The organism is Thioalkalivibrio thiocyanodenitrificans ARhD 1 (genome assembly GCF_000378965.1).
GTDB classification, from domain to species: Bacteria; Pseudomonadota; Gammaproteobacteria; order Ectothiorhodospirales; family Ectothiorhodospiraceae; genus Thioalkalivibrio_A; species Thioalkalivibrio_A thiocyanodenitrificans.
Genome location: NZ_KB900536.1, coordinates 2,261,881 through 2,276,883, shown reverse-complemented (window position 1 = coordinate 2,276,883; position 15,003 = coordinate 2,261,881). Strand labels below are relative to the sequence as shown.

General features: G+C 66.9%; 15 protein-coding genes. 10 read left to right on the top strand and 5 right to left on the bottom strand.

Features of this window, described 5'->3' with window-relative positions; genetic code table 11:
• The first annotated feature begins 114 nt into the window (after positions 1 to 114).
• From THITHI_RS0110770 to THITHI_RS0110750, 5 genes are all read left to right on the top strand, one after another.
• A complete protein-coding gene (locus THITHI_RS0110770) occupies positions 115 to 615 on the top strand; it encodes a DUF411 domain-containing protein (RefSeq protein ID WP_018233103.1) in 501 nt (166 codons plus the stop codon).
• A gap of 687 nt (positions 616 to 1,302) precedes the next feature.
• Positions 1,303 to 3,555, top strand: a complete 2,253-nt coding sequence (locus tag THITHI_RS0110765) for a TonB-dependent receptor (RefSeq protein WP_018233102.1) — start codon at positions 1,303 to 1,305, stop codon at positions 3,553 to 3,555.
• Positions 3,555 to 4,499 carry a hypothetical protein gene (locus tag THITHI_RS0110760; protein ID WP_018233101.1) on the top strand — a complete coding sequence of 315 codons (945 nt, stop codon included), beginning with the start codon at positions 3,555 to 3,557 and terminating at the stop codon, positions 4,497 to 4,499. Before THITHI_RS0110765 ends, THITHI_RS0110760 begins: the two co-directional genes overlap by 1 nt.
• Positions 4,496 to 5,596: a 4Fe-4S binding protein gene (locus THITHI_RS0110755; RefSeq protein ID WP_018233100.1), complete on the top strand. Its 1,101-nt coding sequence runs from the start codon at positions 4,496 to 4,498 to the stop codon at positions 5,594 to 5,596. Before THITHI_RS0110760 ends, THITHI_RS0110755 begins: the two co-directional genes overlap by 4 nt.
• Entirely contained in the window at positions 5,596 to 6,288 is a 693-nt protein-coding gene (locus THITHI_RS0110750) for an urease accessory protein UreH domain-containing protein (RefSeq protein ID WP_018233099.1), read from the top strand. Before THITHI_RS0110755 ends, THITHI_RS0110750 begins: the two co-directional genes overlap by 1 nt.
• A gap of 120 nt (positions 6,289 to 6,408) precedes the next feature.
• Here the strand turns inward: THITHI_RS0110750 and THITHI_RS18900 are convergent, their stop codons facing one another.
• A complete protein-coding gene (locus tag THITHI_RS18900) occupies positions 6,409 to 7,065 on the bottom strand; it encodes a c-type cytochrome (RefSeq protein ID WP_018233098.1) in 657 nt (218 codons plus the stop codon).
• A 479-nt stretch (positions 7,066 to 7,544) separates the two neighbouring features.
• On the opposite strand from THITHI_RS18900, the gene purT reads away from it, so the two are divergent.
• Positions 7,545 to 8,747: a formate-dependent phosphoribosylglycinamide formyltransferase gene (gene purT / locus THITHI_RS0110740; RefSeq protein ID WP_018233097.1), complete on the top strand. Its 1,203-nt coding sequence runs from the start codon at positions 7,545 to 7,547 to the stop codon at positions 8,745 to 8,747.
• 655 nt (positions 8,748 to 9,402) lie between these two features.
• Here purT and THITHI_RS0110735 read toward each other — a convergent pair.
• The 4 genes from THITHI_RS0110735 to THITHI_RS0110720 form a co-directional block, all read right to left on the bottom strand.
• Positions 9,403 to 9,972: a DJ-1 family glyoxalase III gene (locus tag THITHI_RS0110735; RefSeq protein WP_018233096.1), complete on the bottom strand. Its 570-nt coding sequence runs from the start codon at positions 9,970 to 9,972 to the stop codon at positions 9,403 to 9,405.
• Positions 9,912 to 10,742, bottom strand: coding sequence for a divergent polysaccharide deacetylase family protein (locus THITHI_RS0110730; protein ID WP_018233095.1), 831 nt, complete (start codon positions 10,740 to 10,742; stop codon positions 9,912 to 9,914). Before THITHI_RS0110730 ends, THITHI_RS0110735 begins: the two co-directional genes overlap by 61 nt.
• Positions 10,742 to 12,055, bottom strand: coding sequence for a S41 family peptidase (locus THITHI_RS0110725; RefSeq protein WP_026186266.1), 1,314 nt, complete (start codon positions 12,053 to 12,055; stop codon positions 10,742 to 10,744). Before THITHI_RS0110725 ends, THITHI_RS0110730 begins: the two co-directional genes overlap by 1 nt.
• Positions 12,056 to 12,178: 123 nt before the next feature.
• Entirely contained in the window at positions 12,179 to 13,345 is a 1,167-nt protein-coding gene (locus THITHI_RS0110720; protein ID WP_018233093.1) for a murein hydrolase activator EnvC family protein, read from the bottom strand.
• Positions 13,346 to 13,494: 149 nt separating this feature from the next.
• Here THITHI_RS0110720 and THITHI_RS0110715 point away from each other — a divergent pair, with 149 nt between their 5' ends.
• The 4 genes from THITHI_RS0110715 to trxC are packed head-to-tail and all read left to right on the top strand — an operon-like array spanning position 13,495 to position 14,992.
• Positions 13,495 to 13,815, top strand: coding sequence for an ArsR/SmtB family transcription factor (locus THITHI_RS0110715; protein ID WP_156820630.1), 321 nt, complete (start codon positions 13,495 to 13,497; stop codon positions 13,813 to 13,815).
• 33 nt (positions 13,816 to 13,848) lie between these two features.
• The gene (locus THITHI_RS0110710) at positions 13,849 to 14,274 is read left to right on the top strand and encodes a rhodanese-like domain-containing protein (RefSeq protein ID WP_018233091.1); all 426 of its coding nucleotides are present in this window, start codon (positions 13,849 to 13,851) and stop codon (positions 14,272 to 14,274) included.
• Between the two features lie 14 nt (positions 14,275 to 14,288).
• Positions 14,289 to 14,555, top strand: coding sequence for a glutaredoxin 3 (gene grxC / locus THITHI_RS0110705; RefSeq protein ID WP_018233090.1), 267 nt, complete (start codon positions 14,289 to 14,291; stop codon positions 14,553 to 14,555).
• Positions 14,552 to 14,992, top strand: coding sequence for a thioredoxin TrxC (gene trxC, locus THITHI_RS0110700; RefSeq protein WP_018233089.1), 441 nt, complete (start codon positions 14,552 to 14,554; stop codon positions 14,990 to 14,992). The genes grxC and trxC overlap by 4 nt, the downstream gene beginning before the upstream one ends.
• The last annotated feature ends 11 nt before the right edge of the window (positions 14,993 to 15,003 follow it).

The window sequence follows — 15,003 nt, the reverse complement described above, 5'->3', positions numbered from 1 at the left end:
CGGACAGAATGACCTCATCGGCACGCGGGACGGCCCCCTCCGCCACCGGCAGGGGCAGCGCGCAAACCGGACATTGAGCGATGCGCCGCATGACGGGGCAAGAGGTACCTGAAGATGAGCAGAAAACGCAAGGCCGCGGCCAGGGTGAACAGGCCGAAGCAGTCCCTCCGCGTTATCCAGGCGATCGGCATCACGGCCATCGTGGCCGGCGCCCTCGGCGTCATGGCGATCAAGTCCACACAGGCGGCCGACATGGTGGTCTACAAGAGCCCGACCTGCGGGTGCTGCAATGACTGGATCGACCACATGAAGGAGGCGGGTTTCAAGATCGAGCCGAAGAACCGGCAGAACCTGAGCCCCATCAAGGCCGAGCTGGGTGTCGCGGGCAATCTCCAGTCCTGCCATACCGCCACCATCGGCGGCTACGTGGTGGAGGGGCATGTGCCGGCCGATCTGGTTCGGCGCATGCTCGATGAGCAGCCGGATATCCGGGGCATCGCCGTTCCGGGGATGCCGATGGGGTCCCCCGGCATGGAAGGCGGCCCGTACACGGAACGCTACGACGTGGTCGCCATCGGCACCGACGGGCGGACGCGCATCTACGATCGCAGGTAGCACCGTACCCGGCCCCCGCGCACAGCGGATGTGTCCGGGATGCCGGGGGTGAGGCGGGAGGCGTTTAGCCACAGGGGGTACAGAGGGCGCAGAGCAAAACGAGCGAATCGAACCGGGTCACGGCGCCTTGCGCCTCCTTCCCGGTAACCTGACCGAAGCCAGCTCTCGATTCTCTTCTGTGCCCTCTGTGGCTAAACGAAACGGTGCCTTGCGCACGTCGCGGGGCGTCGCCGGGATTCCTCCACCCGGTGGTGCCCTGCCCTTTGTCCGCGGTCGGGGGGCACCCCCGCTCAGGCCCACGCCATGACCCGCTTCGGCACCCCGCGTGATGCCGCCGGGCACGTCCGACCCTCAATGATCTGCTTCTGATCCGGCCCGGAGGCGCACCGCGAACCGCGTCCCCCGGTTGAACCCATGCGTCCCCCGGAACCCGTCCGGTGTCACTGCGCCGATCGGGGACCCTGAGCGTCCCCGTCGCGCGAACCGGTGTGCGTCCCGGGGCGGGGGCTTCTCCTCTCCTCCTCCATCGGTCCCGGGCAGGATGTCGGCGGACTGGGCCATGTGACCCGGAGGTGTGTGGTATGACGCCGCGCATCATCGTCTGTTTTGTCGTGAGATCAGTCGGTTACGGGTTGGCATGCACGTTGCTGACCGCAAGGCATCCGCCCACTGCGACTCACACCAACGATGCATGCGACTCTGAAGGATATCTCTCCGTATCCGGCATCCCGGCTTTGCGCCTCGGCAGCAGGCGTTCTGCTGCTGGCCTATGCGGGCTGTGCCTGGAGTGAAACAAACGCGCTGCAGACCATCGTCGTCTCCGGCTCGGCCATCGAGGACCGCTTCGAGGCGGGCCTTCATGACCCGTCCAGCTCGACCGTCATCAGCGGCGAGCAGATCGACGAACAGCGAGCCACCAACATCATCGATGTGCTTCGTGCCGTCCCCGGCCTGACCGCGGACCTGCGAGGAGGCGAGGACGGCACCAAGATCCGACTTCGCGGAATCGACAATCAGCGCTTCATGAGCGAAAAGCCCGGCGTGGCCATCATCATCGACGGCGTGCCGGTGTTCGAGCGTACGGGACGGGTGAATATCGATCTCGATAACATCGAATCCATCCGCGTCATCAAGGGCGGCGCCTCCTATCTGTATGGCGAGGATGCCCTGTCCGGGGCGGTGGTGATCACCACCAAGCGCGGCGCCCGCCATGAAGGCGTGACCGCCGAGCACGACCGGGGCTCGTTCGGTTACCAGCGCTGGCATGTCAAGGGCGGGTGGCTCAGCGACAACTTTGGCGGTCACCTTCAGTACTCGGATCGGCAGACCGACGGTTATTACGCCCTTTCCGAACGCTACGCCAAGACTCTGGCCGGCAACTTCCAGTGGTTCATCGATGATCGCAGCGACCTGACATTTGGTTTCGAGCGCTCCGATCGCTACCGCGACCGGGAAGGATCGGTCACCGGCGTGACCAACGCCCGGCTGGACCCCAAGGGGGAGGAGCAAGGGCGCGGGCGCACGCGCCACTTCGAGATCGACCTGCAGCGCCTCAATCTCACCTACGCCAACCACTTCTCCCCCACCGGCAACCTGCTGGCCATTGCCTATCAGTATGACGATCAGACCGATTTCTGGGTGGCGCCGATCCGCTTTGACGCGGACGGCAACTTTGTCGATGACAGCCAGGTCGATGCCTATCAGCGAAGCACCGATTACGAGCAGCAACAGCGGGGCATGAAGCTCGAGGCACGCGAATCCTTCGGCCGATGGGGCCTGATGGGCGGCGCGGAACTGAAGCGCAACACCTTTGACGAAATCTCGGTAGTCCGCGAGGACTACCGGAACTCGCCGGTCGGACCCGTCATCGAGGCGGGCACTGTGATGAGTGACGGCTACCGCGAGGAGACTACCCACGCCCTGTATGCGGAAACCCGGGTCGGGCTGGGCGAGGCTACTACGGCGACCGCCAATTACCGGCTGGACCGGATCAGGCTGGAGGACGAGGACCGCCTCGCAGGCATCGAGCGTGACAAGACACTGACCGTGCATTCATGGCGCATCGGCGGCGACCACCAGCTCAGTCCGGTGACATCGCTTTATGGCGGCATCTCCACCGGATTCCGGGCCCCGACACTGGAGGAGTTGTCCACCAATCCCGATCTCGATCCCGAGCACACCCGCAACTACGAGATCGGCCTGCGCACCGATGTGGATCTGCTCGGCTGGCCGACGCAGCTCAACAGCTCGATCTTCCATATCCGCCGCAAGGACTACATCGTCAGCAACATCGGCCAGTACGTGAATGCCAAGGCTGCCGACGAGGTGTACTTCGACAATATCGGCGATGTGGCCAGCCAGGGCCTCGAGCTCGCGCTGCGAACGGACGTCCGGCACCAGCTTGCCTTCGATCTCGCCTACACCTACCTGGACAGCTACTTCAAGCGCTACGACGAGTACTACATGGCGCTGGGCAACATGATCGGGGGAACACCGGTCGATTCCCTTGAGGAGCTGACGGACCCCAATACCCAGGTCTATTTCCAACCCTACGACAACAAGGGCAATAAGGTGCCGCGCACGCCCTCCCACACGATCAATTTCCGCACCCACTGGCATCCCGCCCCCGCGTGGCGGTTCACCACCGAGATCGACTATCGCGGTGAAAGCTATGCCGACGAGATCAACCAGGAGAAGCTGCCTTCGCGCACGTTGCTCAACATGATGCTGGCCTACAACAGCCGCGTCAGGCTGTTCGGCGGGAAGGCCTCCACGGTCAGGGCCTACCTCAAGGTGGACAACGTCCTGGATGACCAGTACTTCCTGATCGCCAGGGGCTTCTACGACACCAATCGCGACGGCGTCTATGACGGCGAGGATCTGTCCATCGTAGTCGATCCCGGCCGCGTCTGGACGGCGGGCCTTTCGGTGAGCTTCTGATGCGCCTCACCGGCGCCGCGCTGCTCTTTGCGGCCATGCTGTTGTGGCTGGCCCAGCCCGCCCATGCGATGCAGTGGCGACTGGTGGCCGGTCCGGAGGAAGCGGCGGCGCATGGCGGCGAACATGCCCATGGGCATGGAGATCACTCCGGGCAGGGCGCGGGGTCCCGCCGCCCGCCGGCGGGCGCGATGCGCCATGGCTCGGTGCCATGGCTCAGTGACACCGGCGATGTGGAGGTCACGTTGTGGTCGCCTGACCGGCGGGAGATCGCCCTTGACGGCACCCGCCCCCGTCTGCCGCGCACCGCGCACGGCTATTATCAGGCACTGGTCGCCGTGCGCCGCCACGAAGGCGGAGAGGAGAGCGCGATCCATTATCTTCAGTTGCGCAGCCCGGAGGAGCCGGACCTGCGCGGCCGGTTCGCGCTGCGTGCCGCGAGCCGCATCAGCCCCGCGGATCTGACCGGGGCCCGCAAGACGCGCCTCGAGATCGTCCCGGCCCCGCTGCCGAGGGAACACCGGCGTTTGCACGAGGGGATGCGCGCCGCCTTCGTGGTTCGCCTGGAGGGGGAGCCCCTGGAGGGGGCGACGGTTGAGCTGCGCACATCCAATGGCACGCGGCTGATGGAGCGCGCCGATCAGACCGGGCGGGTCGCATTCCGCATACCGACGGACTTCGAGCAGGTACTGCCCGGCCGCCGCGCCACCCCGCCCGCCGAACTGGTGCTGCGGAGCATGCATCGTGCGGACGGTGAGCGCCTTGCCACCACCCTGACCATGCCCTACAGCCCCCATCCGTCGAACTGGGAGTCGGCGGGCTGGGCGGTGGGTCTGCTGGCGGCCGGCATGGTGGGGGGCGGACTGATCGGTCGCAGGGTGAGCGCCCTGGCGCCGCCGCCCCGCACTCACGGCAGGAAGAGACCGAGCCGGGGGGGCGAGGCATGAGGTTCTGGCGCAATGTCTCGGTGATCCGCAAGCTGGCGCAGACGGTGATCGTAGTGTTCCTGGTGTTCGGGGCCTCGGTGGTCGGCGTGTACACCGCCGACAAGATCACCACTGCGTTCCCCGCGCTGACCTGTGCCTACGACGGGCAGAGCGCCGACTACTGCGTGCTGGTGCCGGTGCAGCGACAATCCGGGCGCTACATCGGCAGCGCCATTCTCGGCGAGGCGTCGCTCTGGACGGGCCTGCTGACCGTCGGCCTGACCCTGACGACCTTTCTGATCCTGTTCGTGTTGTTCAACAAGGCCTTCTGCGGGTGGGCCTGCCCCCTGGGGTTTTTCCAGGAATTGCTCGCCAGTCTGGGGCAGAAGCTGGGCATCCGGCAGCCCGACGGCCTGCCGGACAAGGCCGTCAGGCGGATCCGGCCGGCCAAGTGGTTCATGCTGGCCATTCTGGTGTTCGGGCTGCCCATCGTCGGCGGGATGGGCCTCGCCACGGCCGGCTTTGCCAACAGCGCCACCTTCTGCAGCGTCTGCCCGAGCCGCTTCCTGACCACCCTGGCCACCGGAGATCTGAGCCAGTTCAGAATCAATCTTTCCAGCCCCGGGACCATGTTCTGGACGGGTGTGGGTGTCTTTCTCTTCGGCCTGATCGTCACGCTGGGGATGACCCTGCGCCAGCCGTTCTGCCGGATCTGCCCCATGCTGGCGTTGCATGCGGCCTTCCGCAGACTCGGCCTGGTGAGGCTGGTGAAGAAGGGCACTCCCCGCTGCGAAAAGTGCGGCCTGTGCGCGAAGGCCTGCCCCATGGACATCCGCGAGATCCACACCGAGATGCACAAGCGGGACGTGACCTTCCCGGATTGCACCCTGTGCGCCCGGTGTGTCGAGTTCTGTCCGGACAAGGACGTGCTGCAGATCCGCTATGCGGGCATGCCGCTGTTTTCCTCCTCGCCGGCCTATTTCAAGGAACGCAAGAAGGCGCAGGTCCGGTGGGAGAAGATGCGGTTCGCCTCGTTCGGGGCGCCGGGCAGGGCGGGTGAGCCCGGTGAGGCCACGCGTGGGGCATCGCGCTCCCGGAGCGATGGAGGCAGGTCGTGATGGACGGCCTGGTGCTGTCGACCGGGGCGGCCCTGATGCTCGGACTGGCGTTCGGAGCGGGGACCTGTTCCATCGTCTGCCTGCCCCTGCTGGGGCCGGCCCTGGTGGGTCGGGGCGGGGGGCGCGCCGCAGCCTGGCTGACGGTCGGCGCGTTTTCCCTGGGGCGTCTGCTCGGCTACACCGGCATCGCCGCCGCGGCCGGTCTGGCCGGACAGGCCATGGCGGTAGAGAGCCCCTGGCTGATGCGCTTGTTCACGGGGCTGGGCTGCATGCTGGTCGGCCTGGTCATCCTGGTGCGTGCCGGTCGCCGCAGCGCCGGCTGCGGCGACAAGGGCAGCTCGACGGTTCGCATCATGCGCCCGATGGCGGATACCGCACGCCAGCGGCGCGCCGTGGCCTCGGGCAGCTTTGCCATGGGGTTGGGCATGGCGTTCAGTCCCTGTGCGCCACTGGGCACGGTGGTGCTTGCCGCCGCCGCCCTGGGCAGCATGGCGGGCGGCGCCATGCTCGGCATGGCCTTCGGCGCGGGAGCGACTGTCATCCCGGCCCTGTTGTTCGGACTGGGCGTGTCTTCGGTGGCCTGGCGCCTGCGCCTGCACCTGGCCGGCCAGCGGGTGCTCCTGGAGCGCCTGGCGGGGGGCTTCCTTGTGCTGCTGGGATGCGCCCTGCTGATGGGCTGGGTGCGGTTGTAGGGGGGGAGTCGGGGGTCAGAATCCTCGACTGCCGGCGCCTGGCCGCAGTGCAGGGGGATCTGCCATGGGCCGAAGGGACGAAATCATGGATGTCCCGTTCCTTTTCCTGTTGGTCCTGCCTCAACGCAAAGCGGCCACGTAATGCGCGACGGCATCGACATCGGTTTCCGAAAGGCCTCTTGCGACACCGAACATGGCGCTGGGCCGGCGCGGGCTTTCACCGCTGCGATACGCCTTGAGCACATTGGCAACATACGACGGGCTCTGGCCGGCGATGCGCGCGTAACCCTGCTCCCCCAGCCCCTGGTCACCGTGACACTGGGCGCAACGCGCCTCATAGACCCCCGCCCCCGCGCGCGCCAGCTCGGTGTCGAGGTCCGCGATCGGCTCCAGTTCCATGTTCGCGTAGTACAGCGCGAGGACGACCTTTTCCTCCGTGCTGAAGGTCTCCGCCAGATCGTTCATGATCCGCTTCTCGCGGGTGTGGGAGGCGAACTGCTCGATCTGGTCGAGCAGGTAGACGGGGTTCTGGCCGGCCAGGGAGGGATAGTTCGGCCGGCGGGCATTGCCGTCCGGGCCGTGACAGGCATTGCAAAAGACCGCGCGCCCGCGCCCTTCCGCAATGACCCGCTCGAGCGCATCGGGGTCATTTTCCACCTCCGCCCGCAGGGCCTCGTAGGCACTGAGGAGTTCCCCGGGCAATGCGTGAGGGCCGTGCTCGGCTTGCACTGAGAATGCGCCCAGTATGAGCGCGGTGAGGATGATGCATCTGATCATGGCGTTGGTCCTTCCTGAGACTGGAAACCGCTTCCAACGTGGCTGGACCGGTCCTCCCCAACAGAATTTTCCCACACATTTTCCATGGATTAGAGCCCGATGAGGCCCTCGTCCATCGCCGACAAGCTACCGTTCATGACGTTCGGGCCGCCGCCGGCGGGATGGCGGATGCACTGAAAGCCGACGGCGTTTCAGCCACAGAGGGCACAGAGGGCACAGAGGTAAAACCGAACTGGAGCGGATTTCAGATCAGGCCTGAACAATGGCGTTCGGACTTGCTTCCTTGCTCTGTGACCTCTGTGACCTCTGTGGCCAAACGCCTTCAGGTCTTGCACACGGCGCTGCCTTGCGCCTCCCGGCTCAGGGTGGTTCCGGGTGTGCATGGCGTGTGGGCGCTCCATAGCGTCGGCATCGCGCCGGGCCCGGCCCACTTCGCCTATACTGCCAAGCCATTGCGACCCATCCACCAGAGGCATGTCATGACCCGTATCGGCACACCCCTCTCCCCCTCGGCCACCCGCGTGATGCTGCTGGGCGCGGGTGAACTGGGCAAGGAGGTGATCATCGCCCTGCAGCGCCTGGGGGTGGAGGTGGTTGCGGTGGACCGCTACGAAAACGCCCCCGGGCACCAGGTTGCCCACCGGGCCTACGTGATCGACATGACCGATGCCGCCGCGCTTCGCGCACTGGTGGAGCGCGAGCACCCCGACCTGATCGTGCCGGAGATCGAGGCCATTGCCACGGATGAACTGGGGCGCATTGAGGCCGACGGGCTGGCACGGGTGATCCCGACGGCGCGCGCGACGCAACTCACCATGAACCGGGAAGGAATCCGGCGTCTGGCCGCGGAGGAGCTGGGGCTCGCCACCTCCCGCTATGCCTTCGCCGATTCCCTGGAGGCGCTGGCGGCCGCCGTCGGCGACGGCATCGGCTATCCCTGCATTGTGAAACCGGTGATGTCCTCGTCGGGAAAGGGGCAGTCGCTGGTGGCAGATGCCGGGGAACTGAGTGCGGCGTGGGAGTATGCGGGCAGCGGCGGGCGGGTATCCCGGGGGCGTGTGATCGTCGAGGCGGTGGTGGCGTTCGACTACGAGATCACCCTGCTGACGGTCCGCTCCCGGGGTGAGGATGGTGTCGTCCGAACCGATTTCTGCGCGCCGGTCGGCCACCGGCAGGTGAAGGGCGATTACGTGGAAAGCTGGCAGCCCCAGCCCATGAGCGCAGCGGCGCTTGCGCGCGCCCGGGAGATGGCCGACGTCGTCACCGGGGCCCTGGGTGGCCAGGGGCTCTTCGGCGTGGAGTTCTTCGTGCGCGGCGACGACGTCTGGTTCAGCGAGGTGAGCCCGAGGCCCCACGACACGGGGCTGGTGACGCTCGCCACCCAGTGGCAGAGCGAATTCGAGCTGCACGCCCGGGCCATCCTCGGTCTGCCCGTTGATACGCGCCTGCGCAACCCCGGCGCGAGCGCGGTGATCTATGGCGGCCTGGAGGCGAAGGGTGTCGCCTACGAGGGCGTGGATGCGGCGCTGGCTGTGCCCGGCACCGACCTGCGCCTGTTCGCCAAGCCCGAGGCCTTCGAGCGCCGCCGCATGGGTGTCGCGGTCGCCCACGGCGACGACATCGACGACTGCCGCGCCCGCGCCCGCGAGGCGGCGGGACGGGTGCGGGTGGTTCGGGGGTGAGGCGTGAGGGGTGAGGCGTGAGGAGGTAGGCGTGAAGCCACCCGCCCCTACCCCGGTCCTTCCCCATGAGGGGGAGGGAATAACCGGTAGGCACGTGCATCCCTGGGCACGGTCATTACGCTCCACGCCTAACGCCTAACGCCTAACGCCTAACACCCGCCAGGGCGCTGCAGCGGCACTTCCACCTCCTGGCGTTTCTCGGGACCGGCCAGCAGTTCGATCAGTCAGTAGGATGGGTCAAGCGCAGCGGACCCATGCGGAAAGGCTACGACGCCAACGACAGGTGACGGTGCGATGGCGGCCACCCGACCCCGGGGCCTGGCTGCTGGCTCCCTGGCTCCGCTGTCCGCATGGGCACGCTTCGCTTTGCCCATCCTACGGTCCGGGACCAGTGACGGCGGGATGGCGTCAGTAGGATGGGTCAAGCGCAGCGGACCCATGCGGGGAGGCACAACGCCTTACGCCTGACGCCCGCCAGGGCGCTGCAGCGGCACTTCCACCTCCCGGCGCTTCTCGGGACCGGCCAGCAGGTCGATCAGTCAGTAGGATGGGCACGCTTCGCTTTGCCCATCCTACGGTCCGGGACCAGTGACGGCGGGATGGCGTCAGTAGGATGGGTCAAGCGCAGCGGACCCATGCGGGGAGGCACAACGCCTTATGCCTGACGCCCGCCAGGGCGCTGCAGCGGCACTTCCACCTCCCGGCGCTTCTCGGGGCCGGCGAGGAGTTCGATCAGGGCCAGGGCGAAGTCCATGGCGGTGCCGGGGCCGCGGGAGGTGATGACGTTGCCGTCGCGCTGGACGGTCTCCGCGGTCAGGGTGGTGTCGTCGCCCAGTTCCATGCCCTCCAGCACACCCGGGAACGAAGTGGCCTTGCGGCCCTTGAGCAGACCGGCATCGGCCAGCACCTTGGGCGCCGCGCAGATGGCACCCACGAAGCGGCCCTGTTCGCTCAGTTTCTTCAGCAGCCGGTGAATGCGCGGGTCGGCGTTCAGGTGGTCGGCGCCGGGCAGGCCGCCGGGCAGGACCATGAGGTCGTAGTCGCCGCCTTCGGCCTCGTCCAGGGTCTGATCCGGCAGCAGCATGGTGCCCCGGGAGCATCGCACCGGGCCCGGCACGAGACCGGCGGTGACCACGTCGAACCCGGCCCTGCGCAGCAGGTCGATCAGCGTGACGGCTTCGAGTTCTTCGGAGCCGTTGGCGAGAGGGATGAGGATGCGTGCCATAACCGGTTTGCCTCCATCTTCTTTCTCTGCAGGTAGTCGCTGACGGTGACCAGTTCGACGCCGGTTTCGTGCATCTGCGCCAGCCGTCGTTCCAGTACCGCCAGGGTGGACCCATGGGGGTGGCCGATGGCCAGGGCATGGCCCTGCTGCCGGGCCAGTGCCAGAAGGCGGTCCATCTCCGCCTCCACGATGGATTCGTCGTCCGGGATCCAGTCGAGGAACACATGCCGCCGGGTGGCGGGCAGCCGGTGGCTCAGCGCGGTGCGCTGGGCCACGGTCAGCGCCGTGGTGCGGCTGTCGACGAAATACAGGCCGTCGTGGCTGGCCAGTTCGGCCATGAACCAGTCCATGTGTTCCTGCTGTCGGGTGAGCAGACTGCCCATGTGGTTGTTCACGCCGCGCGCATGGGGCACCGAGGCCAGCGCGGTCCGCAGGGTGTCACCCAGGGTCTCGCGGTCCATGTCGGCGGTGATGCCGCCGGGCCCGAGGGGCCGGTCGTCACCAGCCTGCATGGGCAGATGCAGCATGATCTCCTTGCCCGCCTCGTGTCCCCGGATCGCCAGGACCTCGGCATGGGGTGTGTGCGGCAGGAAGGAAAGGGTCAGGGCCCCGGGCAGCGCGAGCGTGCGAAGCCCCGCCTCGTGCTGATTGCCCAGGTCGTCGATGATAATGGCCACGAAAGGACGGGGCTCCCCGCCGTGGCCCTGTACGGCCCAGAAGGCCAGGGCCGCCAGCCACAGCACAGCGAGCCGCCGGCCGGCGGCCCGCATCAGCTGCGGGCCTGGAGGATCGTGAGGCCCTTGAGCAGGTTGAGGGCCTCGTAGAGCTGGTAGTCACGTTGGGCCAGGGAGGCGCGCTCGCCGTTGTCGTTGTCCTCGCGTGCCTCCTCGGCCGCGCGCTGGCGCTGCAGGTGGCGCGAGAGGTCTGCCTCGGTGACTGGGCGCAAGGCGCCTTCCTCGCCGTCCGCCTGGCTGACCTTGAGGCGCTCCAGCAGGATATCGGGATCGATGCCCTCAGCCTGGATGGACCGGCCCTCCGGCGTGTAGTAGCGCGCCGTGGTCAGCTTGAGCGCGGTGTCCTGTCGAAGCGGCAGGATGGTCTGCACGGAGCCCTTGCCGAAGGTACGCGTGCCCATGACCACCGCGCGCTGGTGATCCTGCAGCGCGCCGGCCACGATCTCCGAGGCGGAGGCCGATCCTTCGTTCACCAGCACCACCATGGGGGCACCCTGCAAGACATCACCGGGGGATGCCTGGTACTTGAACTGGGCATCGGCGGTGCGGCCTTCCGTGTAGACGATCAGGCCCTCCTCCAGGAAGGCGTCCGAAACGCCCACGGCGCCATTGAGAACGCCACCGGGGTTGTTGCGCAGGTCCAGGATCAGGCCGCGCAGGCCGTTGCCTTCCCTCTGCAGTTTCTGTACCTCATCAACCAGGTTCTGCGCGGTCTTGGACTGGAAGTTGCTGATGCGCACGTAGGCGAATCCGGGCTCCAGCATCTCGCTGCGCACGCTGCGCACCTGGATCGTGTCACGGGTCAGGGTGATCCGCAGGGGCTTGTCAGCGCCTTCACGAATGATGGTCAGGGTGATGTCGGTGCCCTTGGGGCCGCGCATCACGTTGACGGCCTCGTTGAGGCTCATGCCCTTCACGGGTTGGTCGTCCAGGCGGATGATCAGGTCGCCGGCGCGCACTCCGGCCCGGCTGGCGGGGGTGTCGTCGATGGGGGCGATCACCTTGACGAAGCCGTCCTCCATGCCCACCTCGATACCAAGGCCGCCGAACTCTCCGCTGGTGCCGATCTGCAGGTCGTGGAAGTCACGCTTGCTGAGGTAACTGGAATGGGGATCGAGACCGGAGAGCATGCCGCGAATGGCATTCTCCAGGAGCGTGGCATCATCCACCTCTTCGACGTAGTTGCGCTTGATGCGCATGTAGACATCGGTGAAGGTGCGCAGATCCTCCAGAGGGATCGCCTCGTGGCCATCCTGCTTATTGGCAAACACGCCGAAGGATATGCTGAGCGCGAGGCCAAGCACGATGCCGGTGAGGATTCCCACGCTCATCCGAATGGTCGGTTTCATACTTACGGATCTCCAGTGTCGCGGTCGGCGGCCGGGGCGCGCGGACCTCATATAAGCCGATCATAACATCGACGGCCTGACCCGCCTATGTCACCCCGTGACGGACGGGGATGCACATGCGGGCTAGCGGTCGGATGCGGGAGCGGCGATCTTCACATTAGAGTCGCACCACCGCCCGGGGTTCACCGGTTTGCCCTGCTGGCGGATCTCGAAGTACAGACCCTGGTTGTCCGGGTCGGGGCCCTCGCCCACCCTGGCGACCAGATCGCCCGCCTGGACCCAGTCCCCGGGGCCGCGATAAAGGCTCTGGTTATGGCCGTAGAGGGTCATGTAGCCCTGGCCGTGATCAATGATGGTGAGCAGACCGAAGCCGCGCATCCAGTCGGAAAAGACCACGCGGCCGTGATGGATCGCGTGCACGGGGTCACCCGCATCCGCACCGATCACCACGCCGCGCCATTCGAGTCCGGACTGGCTGCCGCGGGGGGCGCCGAAGCGCGCCCTGAGCGGCCCTTCGGCCGGCCAGGGCAGCTTGCCGCGCCGCTCTCCGAAGGGATCGTCCAGCTGGCTGTGGGCCGGGATGTCCTCCAGCGCCCGGTCCAGGGAGCGCAGCAGTTCGGCCATCCCCTGCTCGTCCTCTTCCAGCCGCTTCAGACCGGAGCCCGTGGCCTGGATCTCCTGCTCCAGGCGTGCCAGCAGGCGCCGGCGCTCTTCCCGTCCCTCCGTCATCCGGTCCCGCAGGGCCTGCTGGCGCCGGCGTTCCGCCGCCAGCCTTTCCCGCGCCTCGCCCACCTCTCGGCGGATGGATGCCAGCCGTTCCAGGGCTTCCCGGGCTTCGTGGATCTGCGCCCCATGGGCGTCGCTGTAGCGCCGGTAATACACCAGCAGGCGACCCACCGCGGCCGGATCCTCCTGGTTGAGCAGCAGGGCCAATCGGTCCTGGCGGCCCGCCAGGTAGGCGGCGCGCAACTGGCGCGACAGCTTTTCCCGCTGACCGGTGAGCCGCTCGCGCTCCTGCTGCTGCTCCGTCTCGAGCGCTTTCAGCCGGGCATCGGCCTCCTCCGTGGCGCGGGTGACCTCGGCCAGCTGCCGGTCCGTTTGCCCGATGCGGGTCTCGGTCTCCCGCAGGGCGGCCTCGATCCGGCCCCTTTCACCCTCGGCGGCCTCCAGCCGGTCCCGCATCGCGGCGATTTCCCTGCGGACCTCCTCCAGCCGTTCCGCGACGCGGGCCCTGTCCTCGGCGCCGGGTGCGTCGCCGATCGTGAACAGGGCCGCCATCAGCAGGGTCACGCCCAGCGTCCGGGCCGAAACCAATAGCCGCAAGGGAAAAGTTGAATTTTTCGGGGCAGGCATATAACTTAATCAGTTAATAATTATATTACACAGGGTTGTCCGCCCGGCGCACCGCCTACGGGCCCGAAACGAGGTCTATGTCGCATATGAATATCGCCTCCATGCACCCTGAGTTGATGACCCAGCAAGAGGATATCGAGCGGGCGTCCCGTTCGCTCAAGGCCATGTCCCATCCCCTGCGATTGAAGATCCTGTGCATTCTGGGCGATCGCGAGGTCAGCGTTCAGGAGATTGTTGACAACGTGGGTACCTCCCAGAGCAACATCTCGCAGCATCTGGCGATTCTGCGGGACAAGGGTATCCTCGCTTCCCGAAAGGATGCCAACCGAGTTTACTACCGGGTGGGTGATGCGCGTACACTGCGCCTGATCGGCATGATGCAGGAGGTATTCTGCCGCTCGGTCTGAACATCACCATCGCCCCCGGAGTATTCGTACGTCATGGAACAGTATCAGGAGTTCGTTGCCAATAATCCCGTTCTCTTCGTCGCCCTGGCCGTGCTGCTGGCGACCATCACCTTCGTCGAGTTCAAGCGCCTTACCCGCAAGTACGCGGCCCTTGGGCCCAACGAAGTGGTGCGTGTTCTGAACCAGGAGGACGGGCTCGTCCTGGACGTGCGCGATGAGGCGGAAGTGCGCCAGGGCCGCATCAAGGGCGCACGCCACATTCCGCTCAAGGAACTCAAGAACCGCATGGGCGAGCTGCAGAAGTACCGCGACAAGTCCGTGGTGGTCTACTGCCGGACCGGCAACCGTTCCGCCCAGGCCAGCGAGATCCTGTGCAGCAACGGCTTCGCCAACGTCATTAACCTGCACGGCGGCGTGGTCGCCTGGCAGAACGCCAATCTCCCCCTCAGCAAGAAATAAGGACTGCTCCGAACATGTCTTCACCGGTGGTGATCTACACGTCCGCCTTCTGCCCCTATTGTGCCTGGGCCCGCCAGATGCTCTCCGCCAAGGGCGTGGAATTCCATGAGATCCGCGTGGACAAAAGTCCCGGCGAGCGCGGGATCATGGAAACCCGCAGCGGCCGGACCTCGGTGCCGCAGATCTTCATCGGCGACTTCCACGTGGGCGGCTACGACGACCTGGCGGCCATGGACCGGGAGGGCCGGCTGGATCCGCTGCTCGGACTGACCGGGGCGTGAACGCCACACCCCACGTGGTCTGCACCCGGTGCGGCGGCGTCAACCGGCTGCCGCCGGGACGCCCGGCCGGCGAGGCCCGTTGCGGCCACTGTCATGAACCCCTGTTTGCGGGATCTCCCGCCAACCTCGATGAAGCCGGCCTGGAGCGCCAGATCACCCGCGGTCACCTGCCGGTGCTGGTGGATTTCTGGGCCCCCTGGTGTCAGCCATGCCAGGTCATGGCGCCCGCCTATGCCCAGGCCTGCCGGGAACTGGAACCGCGGGTGCGAGTCGCCAAGCTGGACACGCAGGCGCATCCGGAACCCGCCGCGCGCTACGGCATCCGCGGCATCCCCACCATGATCCTGTTCCGGGACGGCCTGGAGCAGGCGCGCACCAGCGGTGCCATGGATGCCCCGGCCATCGTCGCCTGGGTGCAGGAGGCACTCCGGGGCTGACCCGCCGGGGC